The organism is Advenella sp. EE-W14 (genome assembly GCF_012923605.1).
In the GTDB taxonomy this organism is placed as follows: Bacteria; Pseudomonadota; Gammaproteobacteria; order Burkholderiales; family Burkholderiaceae_B; genus Advenella; species Advenella alkanexedens.
This window is the reverse complement of sequence record NZ_JAAVNG010000007.1, coordinates 1-17,861: the sequence shown is the minus strand read 5'-3', so window position 1 is coordinate 17,861 and position 17,861 is coordinate 1. Positions and strand designations below refer to the sequence as shown.

Sequence of the window (17,861 nt, the reverse complement as noted above, 5' to 3'; positions counted from 1 at the left end):
AATTCAGTTTTCGAAGCGATTCGCCCGAAATCAGAACTTGGGTGATTCCTTCGGTGGCGTGTAGGATGTTTTGCCATCACCAAGGAAACGCCGGTTTGTCGCTTCGGCCACTCGATTGCAGAGTTCGTCGCCGAGCTTTGCACGGTCAGTCTTGCACTGCTGGCGCAGTTCCTTCAACCGTTCGGGATTGGCGGCGAGCGATTCGACCGTTTCGAACGGCACGGACGTGGTGGTCGTCTTGGCCGGTTCGGATTTGCTGCAAGCCACCAGCGTTGCGGCAAGTAGAAGCGGGGTGATCTTCTTCATGGCTCGATATCCTCCGATGGATCAGGTTTTGCTCGTGCAGCAGAGGTCTTTCCTTTCGGTGGCTCAACGGCATAGACCCGTTCGATGAAGCGAGCCAGAGTATCCGACGGTTCGCCACCTACACGCAGCAGGTAAGTCGTGAGCTTGTGCGAACCGCCGGCCAGCGGTCGCGCCACGACACCTGGTTCGCGGTTGGCAGCTATTTGCGAAGCGCCGGCCAATCCGAGTGCAAAACCTGCGGACACCAGCGTCATCATCAGGTCGAAGGACGCAACTCGTTCGGCGATCAACGGCTCTTGATTGGCTCGACGCAGCACGCGTTCGACTTGGCGGGCATGTCCCTCGCATGCGTTCGTATCGCCGAGCGCCAAGGGATAGCGCAGCACCTCGTCCAGAGGCACATCCTTGTAAGCAAGCAATGGGTGGCGTGCAGGCACTGCCACCATTAATGGATCATGCCAGACGGGTTCGGCAATGAGTTCATCGCCGACCTCATCCGATTGAGCGAATCCTACGTCATACAGATTATCGTGCAGCCCCTTGATCTGTTGCGACAAGGGAACCTCCGCGAGGCGAACCTCGATCTCTGGCTCTTCTTGCCTGCTAAGTGCCAGAAGAGCTGAAAAGCACGTCGGTGTAATGCAGTCAGACAAAGCGATGCGCAATTGACCGTGGAAGCCGTTGGTGGCGGCCTTCACGCTGTCGCGAGCTTGCTGAATGGCAACGAAAACACGTGGCACGTGCTGCAGAAAGAGTTCTCCCGCGCGAGTCAAACGGGTGCTGCGCGTAGTACGGGAGAATAGCCGGGTGCCTAGTTCCTCTTCTAGATCCCTTATGGCACGTGACAGAGGCGACTGCTCGATATGCAATCGCTCGGCCGCGCGAGCGAAGTGGAGTTCTTTCGCTACCGCAAGAAAGCAACGAAGGTGGCGAAGCTCCATCTATCTCCCCCTCTCGCTGTTTTCCCACAAAGACGTCGGTACGCAGGAAATGTCAATTGTGTAGCGTTGCAGGAGGAGAACCATCTGTGCAGAGTAAGCATTCCTCCTACAGCCGGTATGCTAAAAATGGAGTAGGTCATGGCGTTCCCAAATATGCTCGTAAAGCCGGAATTTACTTGGTCTGCGAGTCCGATGGTTCGGCGATCATAAACGGGATATTTTCTCTGGGTTTCATCTTGGTGGCGATAGTCAGACCAGCAAGCGTGCACAGCAGACCGAGCAAGTACACAACTCCAATCGTATATGCATCAGCGAGAAGGCCCGCTAGTGGTATAGCTGCTCCGAATGCCAGATCGAAGAATGCCAAATACCCAGCCATGGCCGCGCCGCGGTCTTGATGGGACACGCGGCGCACCGCTTCCACCCCAAACGCAGGTACGACGAGAGAGAACCCGGCTCCACTTAATGCGGCGCCTAGTAATGCCATGAATTCGTTTGAACCGAAGTAAAGCAATGCCTGGCCGGTTGACTCGATTATCAATGACCAGATAGCTACTTTCACCCCGCCGTATTTGTCTGGTAGCCCACCAAAAAACACTCTCACCGCGACATAGGCGAACCCAAAGCCGGAAATGGCGAAGAAGCCGGAACTCCATCCGTTATGTTGGAAATACAAATTGACAAATCCCAGAATTGCCCCGTAGCCGACACTTGCCAACAACAGGCCTAGTCCTGGCTGCGCGACCAAGCGTAGCGTATGGCGGAATGGCGCGCGTATACCGCCTATTGGTCCGTATGGACACAGACGAATAGAAATGGATATCCCTACGATGGCCAACAAGATCGATACCCAGGCTACAGGTTCGAAGCTACCTGAAACGCTCAGCAGACCAGCAAGCGGCGCTCCAACGGCGATGCCTCCATACATCGCGTTGCCGTTCCAAGCCATGACCTTGCCAGCATGGGAGGGGCCAGTGTGTCTTATTGCCCAGCCAAGCGCACCTGTTACGATATAGCTCTCCGCGATGCCGAGTATCAGCCTGGCAACTATGAGTACAACCAATTTGATAGAAGCGCCATCGGCCATCGCTGACAATAGATAGCCGATTCCAGCTAGCAGGAAAAACAGCAAGCCACGTTGAAGAGCAATTCTTGGTCCATTTGTGTCGACTGTGCTGCCAGCAGCAGGACGGGCAAGCAGCATCGCTACGTATTGGGACGCCACCACCATTCCGACAACGAATGAGCCAAATCCGAGCTGCGCGCTGACATAGACGGGTATTACGCTAATCGTCGCGCCGATGCCGACAAAACAGAAAAATACAGCCCACACTGCCGGTGCGATGCGCGCTAATCTGAAGTCAGAGTTCATGCGACAACTTCATTGCCAAATTCTCTTTCGAGAATTTCAACCGCACTACGTATCTCATCACACCTCAGATCATTGATGAAATCGCAGGCGCCAATGGCTGTCGGAATTGGAATCGACTGCTTTCCATCTCTGTGCATTACTCTTTCACTGACCCCGCCCCAGAGCATGTCTGGCGTGATATGACTGCTCCACATCGGGATGCCTAGGGATTCATACAGGGCGACAATGCGCTCAAACTCCCGGATAGAGAGGATTCCCCTCTGAAGGGATAGGTATGAGGACAGCAATATATCAATCGCAACTGCCTCGCCATGCATGGTTTTGTAGCCCGACTCGGACTCGATGACCAGACTGAAGGTATGACCGAAGTCCACTTTCCGCTGCAGCTCTGTTTCATACAGATTGGGAGACAATTCGCGGACCATCCCCGTAATGGATTTATCGAGGACGACTTGACCCAACTCGTCCTGGAACTTGTTCAAGACGAGCGATTCCCCTCCGCGTTCCATGTCCTCAAAGAGATCAGCATCGAGAATGACAGCCAATTTGATGATCTCCCCGATGCCGTTGACAAGATTCCGCTTGTCCAGTGTCCTCAGAAACGCCTTGTCGAGAATGACCCCTGCCGGAATTTCGAAGCTCCCCATTCTGTTCTTGAATGCTCCGAAGTTGACCCCAGTCTTGATGCCCACGGAAGCGTCGATATATCCCATCAGAGTGGTAGGTACTTTGAGGTGAGGAATACCCCTCCGATACGTGCTGGCAACAAATCCAGCAAGATCAGTTACCACGCCGCCCCCAATAGCGATGATCGGCTCACTACGTCGTTTGAGATCATATTGGCATAAGTCGCCGAACACGGAAATGTAGTTCGTTTCTGACTTGTGCTTATCCCCAGCATCGACCAGCCTGATGTTTGCCGTCACTCCCCTTTCGGCGAAATAGCATTCAATTTTCGAACCGTACAGGTCATAAACATTCTTGTCGACGATGATGAATCGCCGCGCACCGGGGTAGGCGTCGCCCCCGGAGAGCAAGGCATCGTTATTGATGTCGAAAATGCTCTCTGTTCTCGTAATTGAATATGAGTAGCTTCGTTCACCTTTGATAGTAATCATGGCGTATTTCCCAAAGTGCGTGTCATCGCCACCGCGACGGAGCCCGCGATGGATTTTGCTGCGGGCAAGTCATGATTTTTCGCCATGCCGCAGAGGATTTCGTTTTGATACGGAATTTCTTCCAGTTCCATGATCTGGTTGAGTGCGATGATGATCGCTTCTTTCATGAAGCCGCTCTCAAGAGGGAATGCCGTCGTGAGATAAAGGCCTGTCTGACAACCCATTGGAGCGACACTAAGAAATCCGGGTACAAGACTAGGCAGAATCCATAGCAGGCAGTGTTCCAAGGTATGGAGCGCATTGGCGGGGAGTGCAACGGTATTTGGCTGGCACAATCGCAGATCGTAAAGAACTGCGACGCCACCTTCATGCCCCATTTGGGCATCGGCGACGCGGATATATGGCGCGACCACTTTTCGATGATCGATATGACCAAAACACGAGGCATCCCAGCCGAAGTGCCCGATTACGTGAGAGAGAATAAACTTTGCGGAACGTGGGGCAATATCGCGCCAGAGCGACGCATGGTTATACAACTCGACGGTGCAGTATCCCGTGTATTCAGACGTGATGAGCGCGGAAATGGTTTTCGCATAATCGATTCTTCCATTGCCGAATAAGTCATGATAATGAACTTTGCCCTTGATGGTGTTGCAGACGGTTTCCACAATTACTGGCGGCTGCGACGAATTTCCCTGGCGAAGACTGGCAACCGCGTCATATGCGCGCAATACTCTTTCGTAGTCGATGCCGGATATCGAGTCCAGGTAGGCGAGAATCTCGTGCTTTATGGCCACGGACTCATTTGCATTCAAATGCGCCTTATCAATGATCAATGCTTCCACCGCGTTGTATTGGCGAGCAGCGTCATTCGCTGCATTTTCGGATGCGACAAATATCCGCCTTGAACCGTGAACAAACAGATACATTCCGGTATTGTCAATGTCATATAATGTTGCGGTTTCGCGGTCTGGCTCGCGGTCCAGGAGTCTTCCAACATCCGCAGTGGATGCGGCCTGGTACTTTAAGTTGAAGCCCTCTTGGATATCGGCGATATGAACGTATTTCACGTCGCGGGCAAACGCACGTATGGTTTCGAGGTAGTCTTCCTCGGAGCAGAACACATGTCCGATATCCATGTGCAGCCCAAACCTGGCGTCGTCTACCAGGCCAATCAACTCCTTTGCGTCCGCGATTGTTTCGATAAACATTCCGGGTTCGGGCTCGATTACCAAGTTCACAGTGCCCCGAATTTGTGCCAGGAGGGCCTTGATTTCGGCGGTTAAGGTTTGCAGAACGGCTGACCGCGACAGGCCAGCGTGTTCATCTCGGAGATATCCGCTTTGGAACGATACGAGGGGTATTCCGATCATGTCGGCCAACTTGAGTCCTTGTCCGATCAGTGTGCTGCGAAGGGCGCGGTTTTTCTCATCGATATTTATCAAGGACGGTTCATGCGGAACACTGGATAGAAACTTCGTGGTCGCGGTGGAAATACATACCGGCTTAATCCGCGCGTGGGCAAAATACTCGCGCAATTCTCCAACCCTCGTTTCGGATATTTGGAACGGATCGAATTGACTGCGTTGAAAGGAGAGTTCAACGCCGGAGTAGCCAAAGGAAAGGAGGCTGTCGCACACCTCTTCTACTGGGAGCAAGTCGGCGCTATTTAGGCTGTAACTGAGTTTGAACATCGCTGTCTTCCTATGGTGCGAGCTGCGCCGGAACGATATTTCTGGCCACTTCGATCCAGCAGGCAACGATCGGGTGCCCATCGACAACCATTGGCGGGCCGGCTCGATGCGCGTGAATACCTGCTCTACGTAAGAGTCGTTCAATCCCAATCGGAGATACAGTAATCAATCGTCTTGCACCGTGTTCTGCTGCGCATGCGATCGATTCCCTGAGCAACTGGATAGCTATAGATGACGAATATTGGCCCAATGGCGATGTCATCTTGGAGTTGAAGTCCACTGACGCGAAGCGGGAAAGCTCCCAGATGTCAGGCGAGCATGGGTGGGGTAGCCCATTGAGAAGCTGGGGAAAGACGTCGCTGAGAAGATAGGGGCGGGTGGTAGGGAGTAACCGAGCGCATCCGAAGATGTGCCCATCTTCATCTTGTGCCACCACGTAGACAGTATCCGATCGGTCAAACTGATCCTGCTCTCCCTCCCCGAGGGTTGGAAGCTGCCAGCCGAGTTGTTCTATAAATACCTTGTGGCGGTAGTGAGCGACCTTCGAGTACAGGCCCCGCGGAAGTGTTCGCGGTGCGCCAGAAATGACAAACATATACCCCCCAAGCAATGACGATAAGATCAGGGGGATTGGACTGTGCCACTGGAAATTACGTAACTGGTAACTTTGACAGGTTGCTACGCATAGCGGGCGACGATATGCTCGTCAACCTCTGTCTGCCAGCGCATTAGGTCGATTAAGGATTCAAGCAAGGCCGCAGTTGTGGGGGCTCCCAAGTCGCGCAATTGCTCATCGACAAGCATGACGTTGCTATAATGGCTGCCTACCCGCCAGTACGAGTACTGAAGGGTGGCTTGTGTCCCCCCGAGCTGCCAGTCCCATCCTAGACTGAGCAACGGTTTCGTCGCGCTAATCCACTCGGTGTAGCCGTAAGTGATTGAGAACCGCGCCCCTTCACCGGCAGAAAATACAGCGTCTTCGTACACACCTGATATCGAATGGAAAAACTGAATAGTCAGCAATGTATCCAGCGTTAGGCGCACATAACCGTCAGCGGAGAGGGTTATCGGAGGGGGCTTGGTACGGGATTCCGGCATCTGCTTGTCGATCCTTCATGGCATATCCGCAAGAGTCTGACAGTGATTACGGTACATGACAGGATTGCCGAACAACAGTGTCAAGTCTGACAGTTGTATTGTGGCAACCAAAGTATTTGCGGCATTGTGACAAAGAAATCGAGGTCTTTTTCAACGGAGCATTCGTGGAAGCCTGGCAGGAAGATCAGCTATCAAAGCTGCACTCCATCCACTGCGAGAATAAATTGTTTGATGTGCTCGCAGAAGTAGCCCGCGACTTGGGCTTCGAGCATTGCGCCTATGGTATGCGCACACCCCTTCCTATTTCATGTCCGAAAACCGTGATGTTCAACAACTATCCGGCGGCTTGGCAACTCCGGTACGCGGAACGCAACTACCTCGATATTGACCCGACGGTACAACACGGCATACGTTCCATGCAACCCGTCATCTGGTCAAATGACCTTTCCGTTCCGTTTCGTGAATTTTGGGAGGAGGTCTACTCGTTTGGGCTGAGATTTGGTTGGGCGCAGTCCAGTCGCGATGCGAGCGGAACAATTGGAATGCTAACACTCGCCCGCTCCGGCGAACCGCTATCCGCTTCCGAACTACGCGACAAAGGCTTCAAGATGGCTTGGCTCGCCCAGATTGCGCACTTGGGAATGTCAAAACTCCTCACCCCAAAAGTGATGCGGGAATCCACGATTCAACTCACCGAGCGCGAAATCATGGTGTTGCGCTGGACAGCGGAAGGAAAGACGTCGGGCGAAATTTCCAGCATTCTTGACATCACCGAGCGAACGGTCAACTTCCATATTGCGAATGCGATGGTCAAACTGAATGCGGTCAACAAGACTGCTGCTGTCATTCGTGCGGCGATGGTGGGCTTGTTGTATTGAGCCTCGCGACTCCGAGACAAAGCCGAACTCCGAGATTGGATGGTCACTTCACGTCTGAAGGGGATGCTTTTCGGATGACATGCTCACATGCTACACTATGGTCACGTCTTCAGGGCGGGGCGAAACTCCCCACCGGCGGTAAGTTCATTTATGGACAAGCCCGCGAGCGCTTGCGGTTTCGTAAGGTCAGCAGATTTGGTGCAAAGCCAAGGCCGACGGTTATAGTCCGGATGAGAGAAGATGTGATACCCGTGCGAGTTCCAAGAAATTGGCGCCCGCTGCGGGTGTTTACGTTTGCCCTGAAACGTTTTTCGTCACTTTATTCTTTGCGAGGAGCGTTTCATGCTTGTTCAATCATTTCCCTCCAATTTTTCTGCTCTTACGGATGCCAGTCAGCGTATGAAGGATGCTCTTCATGCTATGCGCATTGGGCGCCCGGTGATTCTGATGGACGATGCTGATAGGGAGAACGAGGCCGATCTCATTGTGGCCGCCGAGAAACTTACGGTGTCAACCATGGCTCTCCTGATCCGGGAATGCAGCGGAATCGTTTGTCTCTGCCTGACAAAGAACGTTGCCAAGCGACTCCAGCTTCCTCCCATGGTCACGCAGAATGAGAGCAGATTCAGCACCGCATTTACAGTGTCAATCGAGGCGCGTCACGGTGTCACCACTGGTGTGTCCGCTGCGGATCGAGTTACGACCATCAGGGCGGCAGTTGCCGACAACGCAACCCCCAACGATTTGGTGCGCCCTGGTCATGTGTTTCCGTTGTGTGCTCATGATGATGGTGTATTGGGTAGACGCGGCCACACGGAGGGCGCTGTTGATCTAGCCCGATCCGCCGGGCTTAATCCTGCTGCGGTGTTATGCGAACTCATGAACCCAGACGGTACGATGGCCAAGGGTGAGGATATTCGTCAATTTTCTCTGAAACACGGTTTTCCTGTCATTACGATCGGCGAGCTGATCCATTTGAGATTTCAAGAAGGGTTCTGATTACGTAGAGTACGTGTCCTGGTCTGGACTAGACGCAACAGTTTTGTAGCTTATCCAAGTGCGAGCCCGCGTTGCCCCCCAAGTTCCCAGGACACGCCATTTATCCGCATCACCGCTGTCACGGTTTGCCCAAAATGCCGCTCAATCACGGGCTTCCACGGCACCAGCGAGAACCCCATGCCGTCATCGAGCATGGTGTAGCGCCCACCGGCGAGCATTACATTGCGGCGATAGATGCCGGTCACGCGCTGCCCATCGGACACCGGCCGGTGCTCCAAGCCCGTTTCTGCCGCTATCTCCTGCGCAGCCTTTGCCAGCTCGCGCCAGCGCAGCGTCGCCAATAGATCGCGCGCCAGGATCACACGCTGGCCTCGCCGCTCGGCCAGCCCCTGTTCGATCAGGAAGTCGCCACGCTGGCGAAGCGCATCCTTGACCTCGGCGCCAAACCCCAAGTCCCCCAGCCCCTTGCCACTGCCGATCAACTGCTGATCCAGCCAAGTCGCGCCGATTACGCGGGTCTGCCGCTCGATGGGCAGGTGCGATTTCAGTTCCACCGCTACGCCGCCTCCCAGGCGCTGCGCGTCATACTGCCGGCCCCGCTCGGCCAAGTTATCGGGTACGCGCCAGACGCCTTCGGCCTCGCGCCCCACAATGCCGGCGCGGCGCAGAGCTTCGAGCCTTCGCACGTGTGCCACCACCACCTCCCGTGGGTCGCGGTCGGGCGTGGCCTGACCTTGCGCGACGGCCAAATGATGATCGGAGCGGTACACGCCATCAACGGTCAGCGCGGTGATGTTCCGGTCGGCCACGCGCACGTCGGCCGAGCCTTTCACCTCCACCACGGCGCCGGTCGGGTACTGCCCCAATTCCGATCGCGGTGGCAGCGCGACGTAGTGCGCTTTGCCGTCGGTCCCGTCGATGACCAGATAACCCTTGTCATGCAGCTCGTCGGCCAGACCTTTGCCGACCACCCGGCCGACGATGGCGCGGCCATCCTCACCGGGCTGGAACACCGCCAGTTCGCGCTGCTTTCCGCTCATGGCGCGCTGCATGGTGCGGATGATGTCACCACGCTCGCCCATGGCCCGCAGCTTGGATTCGGCATCGGCATGGATGCCCCATGTGCCAAGCTGCTGCTCACTCGCCAAGCCCATGCGCTGCAAGCGCTGCAAGCGGCCGATCAGCATTTGCCGTTGGCGTTGCTGCCGAGGCTCGGCCAGCGCCTCCGGACCCACAAGACCGTCCACGGTCAAGCGCTGCAAGGTGCGATCCAACCCCGTCCACCGCTCCTGGTCGACTTCGCGCTGCATGGCGCGCTGGATTTCCAATTCGGTGCGCGGCCCCAGCCATTCAGTTGCCAGTTCGGCCGCCCGATTGCGCATCCCATCGCTGATGTAGTCGCGAGAAATGATGAGGTCCTTACTCGTGTCGTCCTTGCCGCGCAGGACAACGTGCGTATGCGGGTTGTCGGTGTTCCAGTGATCTACCGCCACCCAGTCCAGCCGAGTGCCCAGGTCGGCTTCCATGCGCGCCATCAGGTGCCGGGTGTAGGTGCGCAGGTCGTCGAGCTTTTCGGTGTCTTCCGGCGAAACGATGAAACGGAACTGGTGCCGATCCTCGCGCCCGCGTTCCTCGAAAGCGGCAGTATCCACCGCGTCGGTCGTTGGGCCATAGGCGCGGCCCGGACCGCCCTGGCGATCCACCCCTTCGCGTTCGATGTAGCGCAGGTGCGTCGCAGTCGAACGCAGCCCGGCCTTGGACAAATTGACCAGCCGCGCCTTGATCGTGACACGCCAGGCGTTGGGTGTGAGCGAAGCCCCGGCGAAGCGGGCTGCAACGTGGCCGCGCCCCAGCCTGGAACCGGGCCGATGGCCGACTTTACCGACCGTCTTGCCGAGCTTGGCGCCAGCCTTGTTGGTCTGGCGCAGCACCTTGTTGATGAAAGCATCGCCACGCTGCTTCGGCGCGCCAGGCCGTACGCGGAACCGCTCATCGTCATGGTTGTTCATGCTGTGCCTCTATCCAAGGCCAGCGCAGCCGAGCGGGCGAAGCACGCGCTCTCGCCAATGCCGATGCGGCGTTGCGCACTCTCGCAGCACGCTGCCGCTCCCAGGCGCGTGCCGCGCCACCCCCACGTGCAGACAAGGTTTTCAAGCGGCTGAGTGCCGCGACCTTTTATCTTGCCTTTCGCCTTTGCCCCTCGCTTTCGCTCTGGGCGTCGGCGGCCCGGCGGCGCTGTGCTGCCAGCAGCCCGCCCGCCGGCGAACATGGCCACGGCCACCGGCCAGGCGTGTTCGAGGCAAGACATCTGCACGTAGGAAGTCGGTGCCGGAGGCTGCGCGAAGTGATGTGCAAATGCACACGCACTGCACGCGCAACGACACGGCGACGAACAGTGAAACGACACGTCAGATGGCACGATGAGGAGCACGGAAATGTGCAGTGAATCGGCGGCCATCATGGACGTGTCTCCTGCCAGACCGGATGCGCAACACCGATCACGGTGGATGCGCTGACTGGGCCGAAATACCGGCTGTCGAACGATGCTGCGTTCGTCACGCTCAACAGGAACAGCTCGCCCGGTGCGAGGCGGCGGCACTGCTGCCACGACGGCAGCGGACGGCCCAGCCGGTCGGCGCGCAGCACGGCAGCCGAAGGCACGCCGTCGATGCGGACGATGCCACCAGCGACGCACACTTCCTGCGGTGCAATCGCGCCCACGCGCTTGAGCAACGGAACGCGCGTCGGCAGGTAGCCGCGCTGCGCGGCCAATGTGACGGCCTCGGCCGGTAGCGGGACCAGCACGATGCTGTTCACGGACAACAGACTTGGCAGCGACCCGGCCCGGTGGTCGAGCGGATCGACGCGATACCAGCCGACCGCTACGCTGTCGGACGGGTTGTAGGTCAGGCGCGGCAGTGGTGACACGAAAGACGCCCAGGCCAGCGCAGCGAAGCCTATGGCGGCCAGTGTCGCCACGACGATGCGAACGCGCCCGAGCGGGCGAGAATGCGGCGCCGTTCCCGTGGTGTTGGCGGATGTGGAAAGCATCGTCATGACAGCGCCCTCCCGGCCAGCCAGGCGGCATGCCGCTTGGCTGTGTACGCTGGCAGCGGCAGGCGCGCAGAGAGACGATTGCCGAGCGTGCACCAGTATGCGGGCGCCACATCGGCGGATGCGATGCCTTGCGCCTCGATGGCGTCGAATTGCGCCAGAACAGAGCGCACGGCGGGCTCGCCCTCGGCGTGCAGCAGCAGGCGCGCGCCGGGCAGCACACCGGGAATGCGTTGCGCCGCGTCCAGCGGCGTGCAAGCCTGCATCACCATGAGCTGCCAGCGCACGGTGCCGTAGTCGTTGGCGTGCCAGCGAATGCGACAGAACACGGCGCCCGGCAGGAACATCGCGACGCGCCGCCAGCGGTCAAGCCGAGTGGTGCGCGCCGGTTCGCCGAAGCGCAGATAGATGTCGATGCGCGCCTCTAGGTAGGCCAGCGAAACGCGGGTCAAAGGTGCGGTACCAGCTCGGCCAACGAGTTCAGCGAGTGAAGTCGGTGGTGCAACCGTGCCTGGCAAGGCGTGAGTGTTCATGGTGTTCTCTCCGTGGATACGTCCGGGAATTCGCGTTCCAGCAATGCGCGCAGCAGTTCGGCCACCGTCACGCCCTGCGTGAAGGCCGACACCTTGATGCGTGCCCGCATCGCGGGCGTGATGTCGAGGGTCAGGCGCGCGGTGTAGAGGTCGCCTTTTTGCAAGGCATCGGCTTCGCCCTGGCGAACCCACGCCTCAGCGTGCGGGTTCGCTGGTGGCCGTACTCCGATGCCGACGCGCTTGCCGCGCGTAGATCGTTCCGTGGTCATGTCGGCCACCGCAGCAGTTCATCGACCAGCGCGGCGATCTCGCGCGCGGCAGCGCTGTCAGGTGCCGTTTCGCGGGCGAGCCGACCGGCAGCTACGCTGTCGGCGAAGACGATGCGCTGATGCACCTCCGAACGCAGCGCGGGCAGCGGCTGGTCGGCCAACGCTTGGCGCGCTTCACGGCCAATGATGGTCGTACTAACGCGCCGATTGATGGCGAAGGCTGCGCGCAGCGTCGGTCGGAACACCTGCGCTTCGCGGATCAGCGCCACCATTTCGGCGGACGCCCACAGATCGTAGGGGCTTGGCTGCACCGGGATCAGCACGCGCTCGGCTGCCAGCAACGCGGAGCGCGCCAGGGCCGCGATACGCGGCGGGCCGTCGATGACGACGTGATCGGCCCGGCGTGCCAGCTCGGGCGCTTCCTGGTGCAACGTCTCGCGTGCGAGGCCCACGGCGCTGAATAAGCGCGGCAAGCCCTGTTGGGCGCGCCGCTGGGTTCAGTCCAGTGCCGAGCCTTGCGGATCGGCGTCCAGCAGAACGACTTGCTGGCCGCGCATTGTCAGCTCGCCAGCGATGTGCGTGGCGAGCGTGGTCTTGCCCACACCGCCTTTCTGGTTCAGTAAAGCGATGATCATGGCACGGCCCTCCTTTCTGGAAAGCCGGGTTTTCTTCGCTGTGCACCGTGCCGTTTGGTGCTTATCCACCGAAATGGCGCGCTTCTATTAAAAGTTAAAGAATTTAAGTTAGGGAAGTTAGAGGGGCCGGGAACCCGCGCCGTTATTGGGTTTTTGGCGGTTTCGCACGCCTGATAGCACGATATGGACACGCCCGATAGCACGATACCCGGCACGCCTGATAGCACGAGGCCATTCACAGCTTTTCCCCGAGTTATCCCCGTGCCGTCCGCAGCACGGGCCGGAAGGTTAGCAGTTCGGCTCCGTCGTCCGGCATCCGCTCGATGCCCAGGATGTAGCCCGGCATCGACTGCCGCGCCACCAGCGCGCGCAGGTCGCAGGCGAAGTCGTAGGGCTTCGCTGTGCTGCCCGACTTGCGGTGCAGATGTTTGAAGTCGAACTGCCAACCGCCCGGCTGCTTGCCGCCGTGCTTGCGCACCAGGCGGTACAGCCAGCGCTCGATGCCACCCGTGAGCTTGAAATAGGCCGGGTCGATGGTCAGCACCAGCGCCGCGTCCAACACACCCGCGTAGAACCAATCCGGCAGGATCAGCTCGATGCCCAGCGGCGTACCGCGGGCGTCGGCCAGCTCCCTCCATTCGTTGATCCACGAGAAACGATGTAGGCGCCGTCCAGTCGTCTCGCGGATGGAGGTGGCCACCGTGGTTGATTGCAGCCGATCCAAGGCGGCCTTGAGGCGCTGGTAGTCGCGCAGCGACGTACCGCGTCCGATGAAGCGCAGGATCTCGTAGGGCGTGGCGCGCATGAGGCGCGACGGGCGAATGCCCGCGTCGCGCGCTTCCACGATCTGGCTGGCTGCCCAGATCAGGATGTCGGCATCCCAGATCGTGGCGATGCCATGCTCCTGCGTCCCCTCCACGCGGATCGTCACGCCGCCGGCGCGGAAGTCGATCGGCTGGACGCGTTTCGACTTCGCCAGCGAGAAGAACGGAAAGGCCATCAAATCCTGGCTGTCGCGCGGCGCCATGTCGCCCGGCAGCGCGCGGAACAAGTCGAGCTGTTCCCGCTCCTGCATCGATCGCTGCCCCGATGATCGGGGTGGCAGCGATGGGCTGGGCAAGGTGATGGCCACCGGCGAAGCGCCGATCAGCGCGCACGGCTGTCGGCCGAGTGGTGCTCGGCGTATTCGGGATCGGACGTGGCCTCGAAGCTGCGCTGGTCGGCCCAGGCGTCGAGGTCGGCCACCGCGTACATGACGCGACGGCCGAACTTGCGGAACTTCGGTCCGCCACCGATCACGCGCTGTTTCTCCAGCGTGCGCGGCGACAAGCGCAGATATTCGGCGGCCTCGTCGTTCGTCAGGTAGCGTTGGGGTTGTGTAGCAGCAGCGGGTTGCTGCTGTGTGGTGTGCGCGGCAGCAGGCCGCAAGGGAGCGGGTCGCATCGGGTAAGCCTCCATCGGTCAGGACAGTCCAGCCGCACCGCGCGGCCAGATGGAGGCAGTCTCAAGAAAGGGAGGCTTCCCGTTGAGGGTCGTTTTGCAGGGGATGCAAAACGACCCTGCTCAATTCATTGGAGTTGCGCCAGACGCCGGTATCCGCCACGCATCAGTGTCAGGCCGCGTCGTACTAGGCGCCGCACGCGCGACCGCAGGCCGCCATCGGCATACCAGCCTTTGACCACGGCATCGGTGCCGAACAGCCCCTCGGCGACTTCACGCAAGGACGCCCCTGCCAAGTTGGCGTCGAGCGCCTGCAAGGTATGCAGCTCCTGTAACGCAGTTGGCGCAGGCCGGGGCCGAACCACAGCCGCAGGCGTGCCTTCGGGGGCCACGGCCAGCTTGTCCAGTTCGGCCCGGAGCATGCAATGGCGCGCGCAAGGCATGTCGCACGCGCGGATGGCGTAGACGTAGGCCATGCCATCCTCCAGGCTTGGCGCCAGCGTCAGGCGCAGGCAGCAGCCGGGCCAGCGCGTGGCGAGCATCAGGCGTCGGCCATCGTGGACCAGGTGCTTTTGACCGGGAATGCGCCACAGCTCGAACGCGACGGCATTTGGTGGCGGATCGATGTCCGGGTGAAGTTGCGCCGTGCAAGGATGGCCGGAAAACCAGACCGGATGCGCGTCACGCGCATCCAAGGCTGGGTCTTCCAGCATACGCAATCCCCAGGTGTGGGCAGTCTCCGGCTGGCGGTGACGGCGTAGCCAGTCACGGCGGTAATCGGGGTGCCGGCGTAAATACTCCCAGGCCAGTGCCAGGTCATCCAGGTGCAGCACGTAGAGATATGCGGCAGTGGGGTACCAAGGTTCGGCGCTTCGATCAGTCATGACGCAACCTCCTGTTGGGCAGAGATCGTCGCCATGGTTGTCGGTGCACGGGAGTTACGTCATCAAAACCTCAACGCGCTGCCAGCAAAGGGATAGACTCAAGCTGTAACGAGAAGTGTCAAGACTGATTTGCTCCGAAGCCTTACAAGGATTGTCCGAATGCGACGGCCGCGCAGTCCGGAAATGGGGCGCAGCATTGGATACCCTGCCGCAAGCGGCGAGGTGCATCATGTCCTTTTCGGTCAGGACTGCACCGCCTTGGCGCAAGAGTGGTGATTCAGATTACCAACGTTGTTATCGGCAATGTAATAATGACCCCCATCGGCAATTGAAAATTGACCCCTGAAGTAAAATGCCCCCTTTTTTTCGAGGGTGGTGATCATTGTTAACTCAGGAGATGGCGGTGACCATTAAAGTACTTAAACAGCAAGGCCTGGCGATAAAAGCCATTGCAAAAGAAACAGGGCTAGCACGCAACACGGTAAAAAAATACCTCGCTTGTGATGAGGCACCCAGTTACAAGCAGCGTGCCAAATGCGTGGGTAAGTTGGATCCCTACCAACAATACATTCAATCGCGTATCCAGGCGGCACATCCTGATTGGATTCCTGCTGCCGTCATTTATCGAGAGATTATCGAGCGTGGTTATCAAGGTAAGATTCGTACGCTCAGTAACTATATGTCGCAGTTTAAACCAAAGGCATACCCTGACCCAGTGGTCCGTTTTGAGACAGAACCTGGGCAGCAAATGCAGGTTGACTTCACCATTATTCGTCGAGGTCCTGATGCGCTCAAAGCCTTTGTTGCGACATTGGGTCATTCACGTGCAAGTTATGTCTACTTTTATAACCATGAACGTACAGAAGCATGGATCGACGGCTTGGAAAGAAGCTTTGAGTTTTTTGGTGGCGTACCCAGTGAAATATTATTTGATAATGCTAAAACCATCATGATTGAACGAGATGCTTACGCCCAAGGTAACCACCGCTGGAATCCACAGTTACTTTCTTTGGCTAAGGAGTACAGTTTTAAAGCCCGCGTTTGTCGACCTTATCGCGCAAAGACCAAAGGCAAGGTAGAGCGCTTTAACCGCTATTTGAAATCCAGCTTTGTCGTGCCCTTGCAAGCAACCCTGCGTTCAGCCCATCTGCAGCTGGATGTCCAGACAGCCAATGCCTATATTGGCTCCTGGCTGGTTAATGTGGCGAATAACCGTGTTCATGGCACTACCGGTAAAATTCCCAATCAAGAACTTAAGATGGAGCAAGAATGCTTGTTGCCGTTGCCGATAAAGACCGGCAGTGTTCAAATAAAGTATCTAAACGCAACGGCTGGTCAACCCATCCCTGTTGAAAGCCTGCAGCATCCACTCAGTATTTACGATCAATACATGCAGGTGCAATATGCTGCAATCTGAACGCATCAATGATGCTTGCGAGCAGTTGAATTTAAGCGCTGTCCCGACTAGCTGGCCGGGGATCGCCCAACGAGTCGTTGAGAAAGAAGGCAGTTACGCTGACTTTGTTGAGCAATTACTGGCCGAAGAAATTGCCGCCAAAACACAACGTAAAGTAACGACACTATTGCGCTTTGCAGGGCTGCCAGCCGTGAAAACATTAGAAGAATACGACTTTAACTTTGCCAGTGGAGCGCCCAAAGCACAGTTAACCGAGCTGGCAGGATTAAGCTTTATCGAACGCTGTGAGAACGTGGTTATGCTTGGCCCTAGCGGGACAGGAAAAACCCACCTGGGCATTGCTTTGGGCTATCGCGCCATTATGGCGGGTATCAAAGTTCGTTTTGTAACTGCCGCCGATCTCATGATGCAGCTTTGTATCGCCAACAAGCAAGGAAAGCTTAAAGATTATTTGCAACGTACTGTGATGACATCCAAACTGCTGATCATTGATGAAATTGGCTATTTGCCGTTCGGACGGGAAGAAGCCAACCTTTTCTTTAACGTGATTGCAAAACGGTATGAGCGCGGCAGTGTCTTGTTGACCAGCAATCTGCCCTTTAGCCAATGGTCAACCGCATTTGCCAATGATGCAACGCTTACCGCAGCCATGCTAGACCGCTTACTGCATCACTGTCATGTCATTCAAATACGGGGGGATAGCTATCGCTTAAAAGATAAAAAGAGAATTGGAATTGCACCAGTAATGAGTGAAATTCTAGAACGTGGGGGTCAAATTTAGATTGCCGATTTAAGCAAAAAGGGGGTCAAAATTCAATTACCGTTGACAGCGGCCCGACGGGGTAATCTTGCACAAGAAGCCGGGCACCAGCGTATCCCGGAGTTCGACGGCCTGCGCCTGGGGGTGTGCCGCATCGACAGCGGACTTGGTGAGCTTGATTTTTGCCATGATGACTCCTCGGAAAGACCCGGTTCCCAGGAGCCTTCTAGGGGCCAGCAGAGAGGAAACCGGGTCAAGTTTCAGAAAGCACCGGCATATGATGAACTCGCCTAAGTTATTGATAAACCTGCTGTATCTAGTCTTGGCGCAGTCCAGCGAAGTACCGGGCTGGAGTCATGGTGAAATAAAAAAACCCCTTCAGTAGTGCTGAAGGGGTTTTTCGTAATAAAGAGCCTGACGATGACCTACTTTCACGGATGTCCATCCACTATCATCGGCGCGA

At 57.5% G+C, this 17,861-nt stretch carries 19 protein-coding genes, 2 pseudogenes and 1 riboswitch; of the genes and pseudogenes, 4 read left to right on the top strand and 17 right to left on the bottom strand.

Annotation, left to right across the window (positions count from 1 at the left end):
- Positions 1-30: 30 nt before the first annotated feature.
- The 7 genes from HCX92_RS04205 to HCX92_RS04175 all read right to left on the bottom strand — a co-directional run bounded on the left by HCX92_RS04205 (position 31) and on the right by HCX92_RS04175 (position 6,529).
- Complete coding sequence (locus HCX92_RS04205; RefSeq protein WP_169293683.1) at positions 31-306, bottom strand: EexN family lipoprotein; 276 nt, start codon at positions 304-306, stop codon at positions 31-33.
- Positions 303-1,247, bottom strand: coding sequence for a LysR family transcriptional regulator (locus HCX92_RS04200; RefSeq protein WP_169293682.1), 945 nt, complete (start codon positions 1,245-1,247; stop codon positions 303-305). Before HCX92_RS04200 ends, HCX92_RS04205 begins: the two co-directional genes overlap by 4 nt.
- Before the next feature lie 172 nt (positions 1,248-1,419).
- Entirely contained in the window at positions 1,420-2,619 is a 1,200-nt protein-coding gene (locus tag HCX92_RS04195) for an MFS transporter (RefSeq protein WP_169293681.1), read from the bottom strand.
- A complete protein-coding gene (locus HCX92_RS04190; RefSeq protein WP_169293680.1) occupies positions 2,616-3,737 on the bottom strand; it encodes a sedoheptulose 7-phosphate cyclase in 1,122 nt (373 codons plus the stop codon). Before HCX92_RS04190 ends, HCX92_RS04195 begins: the two co-directional genes overlap by 4 nt.
- The gene (locus tag HCX92_RS04185; RefSeq protein ID WP_169293679.1) at positions 3,734-5,431 is read right to left on the bottom strand and encodes an S-ribosylhomocysteine lyase; all 1,698 of its coding nucleotides are present in this window, start codon (positions 5,429-5,431) and stop codon (positions 3,734-3,736) included. The genes HCX92_RS04190 and HCX92_RS04185 overlap by 4 nt, the downstream gene beginning before the upstream one ends.
- A 10-nt stretch (positions 5,432-5,441) precedes the next feature.
- Positions 5,442-6,026: an acyl-homoserine-lactone synthase gene (locus tag HCX92_RS04180; protein WP_169293678.1), complete on the bottom strand. Its 585-nt coding sequence runs from the start codon at positions 6,024-6,026 to the stop codon at positions 5,442-5,444.
- Between the two features lie 83 nt (positions 6,027-6,109).
- The gene (locus HCX92_RS04175) at positions 6,110-6,529 is read right to left on the bottom strand and encodes a DUF4902 domain-containing protein (RefSeq protein WP_169293677.1); all 420 of its coding nucleotides are present in this window, start codon (positions 6,527-6,529) and stop codon (positions 6,110-6,112) included.
- Between the two features lie 77 nt (positions 6,530-6,606).
- On the opposite strand from HCX92_RS04175, the gene HCX92_RS04170 reads away from it, so the two are divergent.
- Entirely contained in the window at positions 6,607-7,407 is an 801-nt protein-coding gene (locus tag HCX92_RS04170) for a LuxR family transcriptional regulator (protein ID WP_371808389.1), read from the top strand.
- 101 nt (positions 7,408-7,508) lie between these two features.
- Positions 7,509-7,653: riboswitch (FMN riboswitch) on the top strand.
- Between the two features lie 96 nt (positions 7,654-7,749).
- On the top strand, positions 7,750-8,406 hold the full coding sequence (gene ribB / locus HCX92_RS04165) for a 3,4-dihydroxy-2-butanone-4-phosphate synthase (RefSeq protein WP_169293676.1): 657 nt from the start codon (positions 7,750-7,752) through the stop codon (positions 8,404-8,406).
- A 50-nt stretch (positions 8,407-8,456) separates the two neighbouring features.
- Here the strand turns inward: ribB and HCX92_RS04160 are convergent, their stop codons facing one another.
- From HCX92_RS04160 to HCX92_RS04115, 9 genes and pseudogenes are all read right to left on the bottom strand, one after another.
- The gene (locus tag HCX92_RS04160) at positions 8,457-10,415 is read right to left on the bottom strand and encodes a relaxase/mobilization nuclease and DUF3363 domain-containing protein (protein ID WP_169293675.1); all 1,959 of its coding nucleotides are present in this window, start codon (positions 10,413-10,415) and stop codon (positions 8,457-8,459) included.
- On the bottom strand, positions 10,402-10,551 hold the full coding sequence (locus tag HCX92_RS04155; protein WP_211182272.1) for a hypothetical protein: 150 nt from the start codon (positions 10,549-10,551) through the stop codon (positions 10,402-10,404). The genes HCX92_RS04160 and HCX92_RS04155 overlap by 14 nt, the downstream gene beginning before the upstream one ends.
- A gap of 312 nt (positions 10,552-10,863) precedes the next feature.
- A complete protein-coding gene (locus tag HCX92_RS04150; protein ID WP_169293673.1) occupies positions 10,864-11,463 on the bottom strand; it encodes a S26 family signal peptidase in 600 nt (199 codons plus the stop codon).
- Positions 11,460-11,993 carry a DUF2840 domain-containing protein gene (locus tag HCX92_RS04145; protein ID WP_169293672.1) on the bottom strand — a complete coding sequence of 178 codons (534 nt, stop codon included), beginning with the start codon at positions 11,991-11,993 and terminating at the stop codon, positions 11,460-11,462. Before HCX92_RS04145 ends, HCX92_RS04150 begins: the two co-directional genes overlap by 4 nt.
- Complete coding sequence (locus HCX92_RS04140; RefSeq protein WP_024110194.1) at positions 11,990-12,262, bottom strand: hypothetical protein; 273 nt, start codon at positions 12,260-12,262, stop codon at positions 11,990-11,992. Before HCX92_RS04140 ends, HCX92_RS04145 begins: the two co-directional genes overlap by 4 nt.
- Positions 12,259-12,897: pseudogene (gene parA, locus HCX92_RS04135) on the bottom strand (ParA family partition ATPase). Before parA ends, HCX92_RS04140 begins: the two are co-directional and overlap by 4 nt.
- A 253-nt stretch (positions 12,898-13,150) precedes the next feature.
- The gene (locus HCX92_RS04125) at positions 13,151-14,017 is read right to left on the bottom strand and encodes a replication initiator protein A (RefSeq protein WP_371808394.1); all 867 of its coding nucleotides are present in this window, start codon (positions 14,015-14,017) and stop codon (positions 13,151-13,153) included.
- Between the two features lie 26 nt (positions 14,018-14,043).
- Positions 14,044-14,340 (bottom strand): AlpA family transcriptional regulator, encoded by a 297-nt coding sequence (locus tag HCX92_RS04120; RefSeq protein ID WP_169293670.1) that lies wholly within the window; start codon positions 14,338-14,340, stop codon positions 14,044-14,046.
- A 125-nt stretch (positions 14,341-14,465) separates the two neighbouring features.
- Complete coding sequence (locus tag HCX92_RS04115; protein ID WP_169293669.1) at positions 14,466-15,221, bottom strand: DUF2285 domain-containing protein; 756 nt, start codon at positions 15,219-15,221, stop codon at positions 14,466-14,468.
- Between the two features lie 382 nt (positions 15,222-15,603).
- Here HCX92_RS04115 and istA point away from each other — a divergent pair, with 382 nt between their 5' ends.
- Both istA and istB read left to right on the top strand, forming a co-directional pair.
- Positions 15,604-16,638, top strand: coding sequence for an IS21 family transposase (istA, locus tag HCX92_RS04110; RefSeq protein ID WP_169293668.1), 1,035 nt, complete (start codon positions 15,604-15,606; stop codon positions 16,636-16,638).
- Positions 16,625-17,419: an IS21-like element helper ATPase IstB gene (gene istB / locus HCX92_RS04105; RefSeq protein ID WP_169293667.1), complete on the top strand. Its 795-nt coding sequence runs from the start codon at positions 16,625-16,627 to the stop codon at positions 17,417-17,419. The genes istA and istB overlap by 14 nt, the downstream gene beginning before the upstream one ends.
- A 48-nt stretch (positions 17,420-17,467) precedes the next feature.
- On the opposite strand, the pseudogene HCX92_RS04100 reads toward istB, so the two are convergent.
- Positions 17,468-17,587: pseudogene (locus tag HCX92_RS04100) on the bottom strand (integrase); the annotation flags it as partial.
- Positions 17,588-17,861 lie beyond the last annotated feature (274 nt).

Coding starts and splice junctions, on each gene's coding strand:
- HCX92_RS04205 (WP_169293683.1), bottom strand. CDS start 306: ATGAAGAAGATCACCCCGCTTCTACTTGCCGCAACGCTGGTGGCTTGC.
- HCX92_RS04200 (WP_169293682.1), bottom strand. CDS start 1,247: ATGGAGCTTCGCCACCTTCGTTGCTTTCTTGCGGTAGCGAAAGAACTC.
- HCX92_RS04195 (WP_169293681.1), bottom strand. CDS start 2,619: ATGAACTCTGACTTCAGATTAGCGCGCATCGCACCGGCAGTGTGGGCT.
- HCX92_RS04190 (WP_169293680.1), bottom strand. CDS start 3,737: ATGATTACTATCAAAGGTGAACGAAGCTACTCATATTCAATTACGAGA.
- HCX92_RS04185 (WP_169293679.1), bottom strand. CDS start 5,431: ATGTTCAAACTCAGTTACAGCCTAAATAGCGCCGACTTGCTCCCAGTA.
- HCX92_RS04180 (WP_169293678.1), bottom strand. CDS start 6,026: ATGTTTGTCATTTCTGGCGCACCGCGAACACTTCCGCGGGGCCTGTAC.
- HCX92_RS04175 (WP_169293677.1), bottom strand. CDS start 6,529: ATGCCGGAATCCCGTACCAAGCCCCCTCCGATAACCCTCTCCGCTGAC.
- ribB (WP_169293676.1), top strand. CDS start 7,750: ATGCTTGTTCAATCATTTCCCTCCAATTTTTCTGCTCTTACGGATGCC.
- HCX92_RS04160 (WP_169293675.1), bottom strand. CDS start 10,415: ATGAACAACCATGACGATGAGCGGTTCCGCGTACGGCCTGGCGCGCCG.
- HCX92_RS04150 (WP_169293673.1), bottom strand. CDS start 11,463: ATGACGATGCTTTCCACATCCGCCAACACCACGGGAACGGCGCCGCAT.
- HCX92_RS04145 (WP_169293672.1), bottom strand. CDS start 11,993: ATGAACACTCACGCCTTGCCAGGCACGGTTGCACCACCGACTTCACTC.
- HCX92_RS04140 (WP_024110194.1), bottom strand. CDS start 12,262: ATGACCACGGAACGATCTACGCGCGGCAAGCGCGTCGGCATCGGAGTA.
- HCX92_RS04120 (WP_169293670.1), bottom strand. CDS start 14,340: ATGCGACCCGCTCCCTTGCGGCCTGCTGCCGCGCACACCACACAGCAG.
- HCX92_RS04115 (WP_169293669.1), bottom strand. CDS start 15,221: ATGACTGATCGAAGCGCCGAACCTTGGTACCCCACTGCCGCATATCTC.
- istB (WP_169293667.1), top strand. CDS start 16,625: ATGCTGCAATCTGAACGCATCAATGATGCTTGCGAGCAGTTGAATTTA.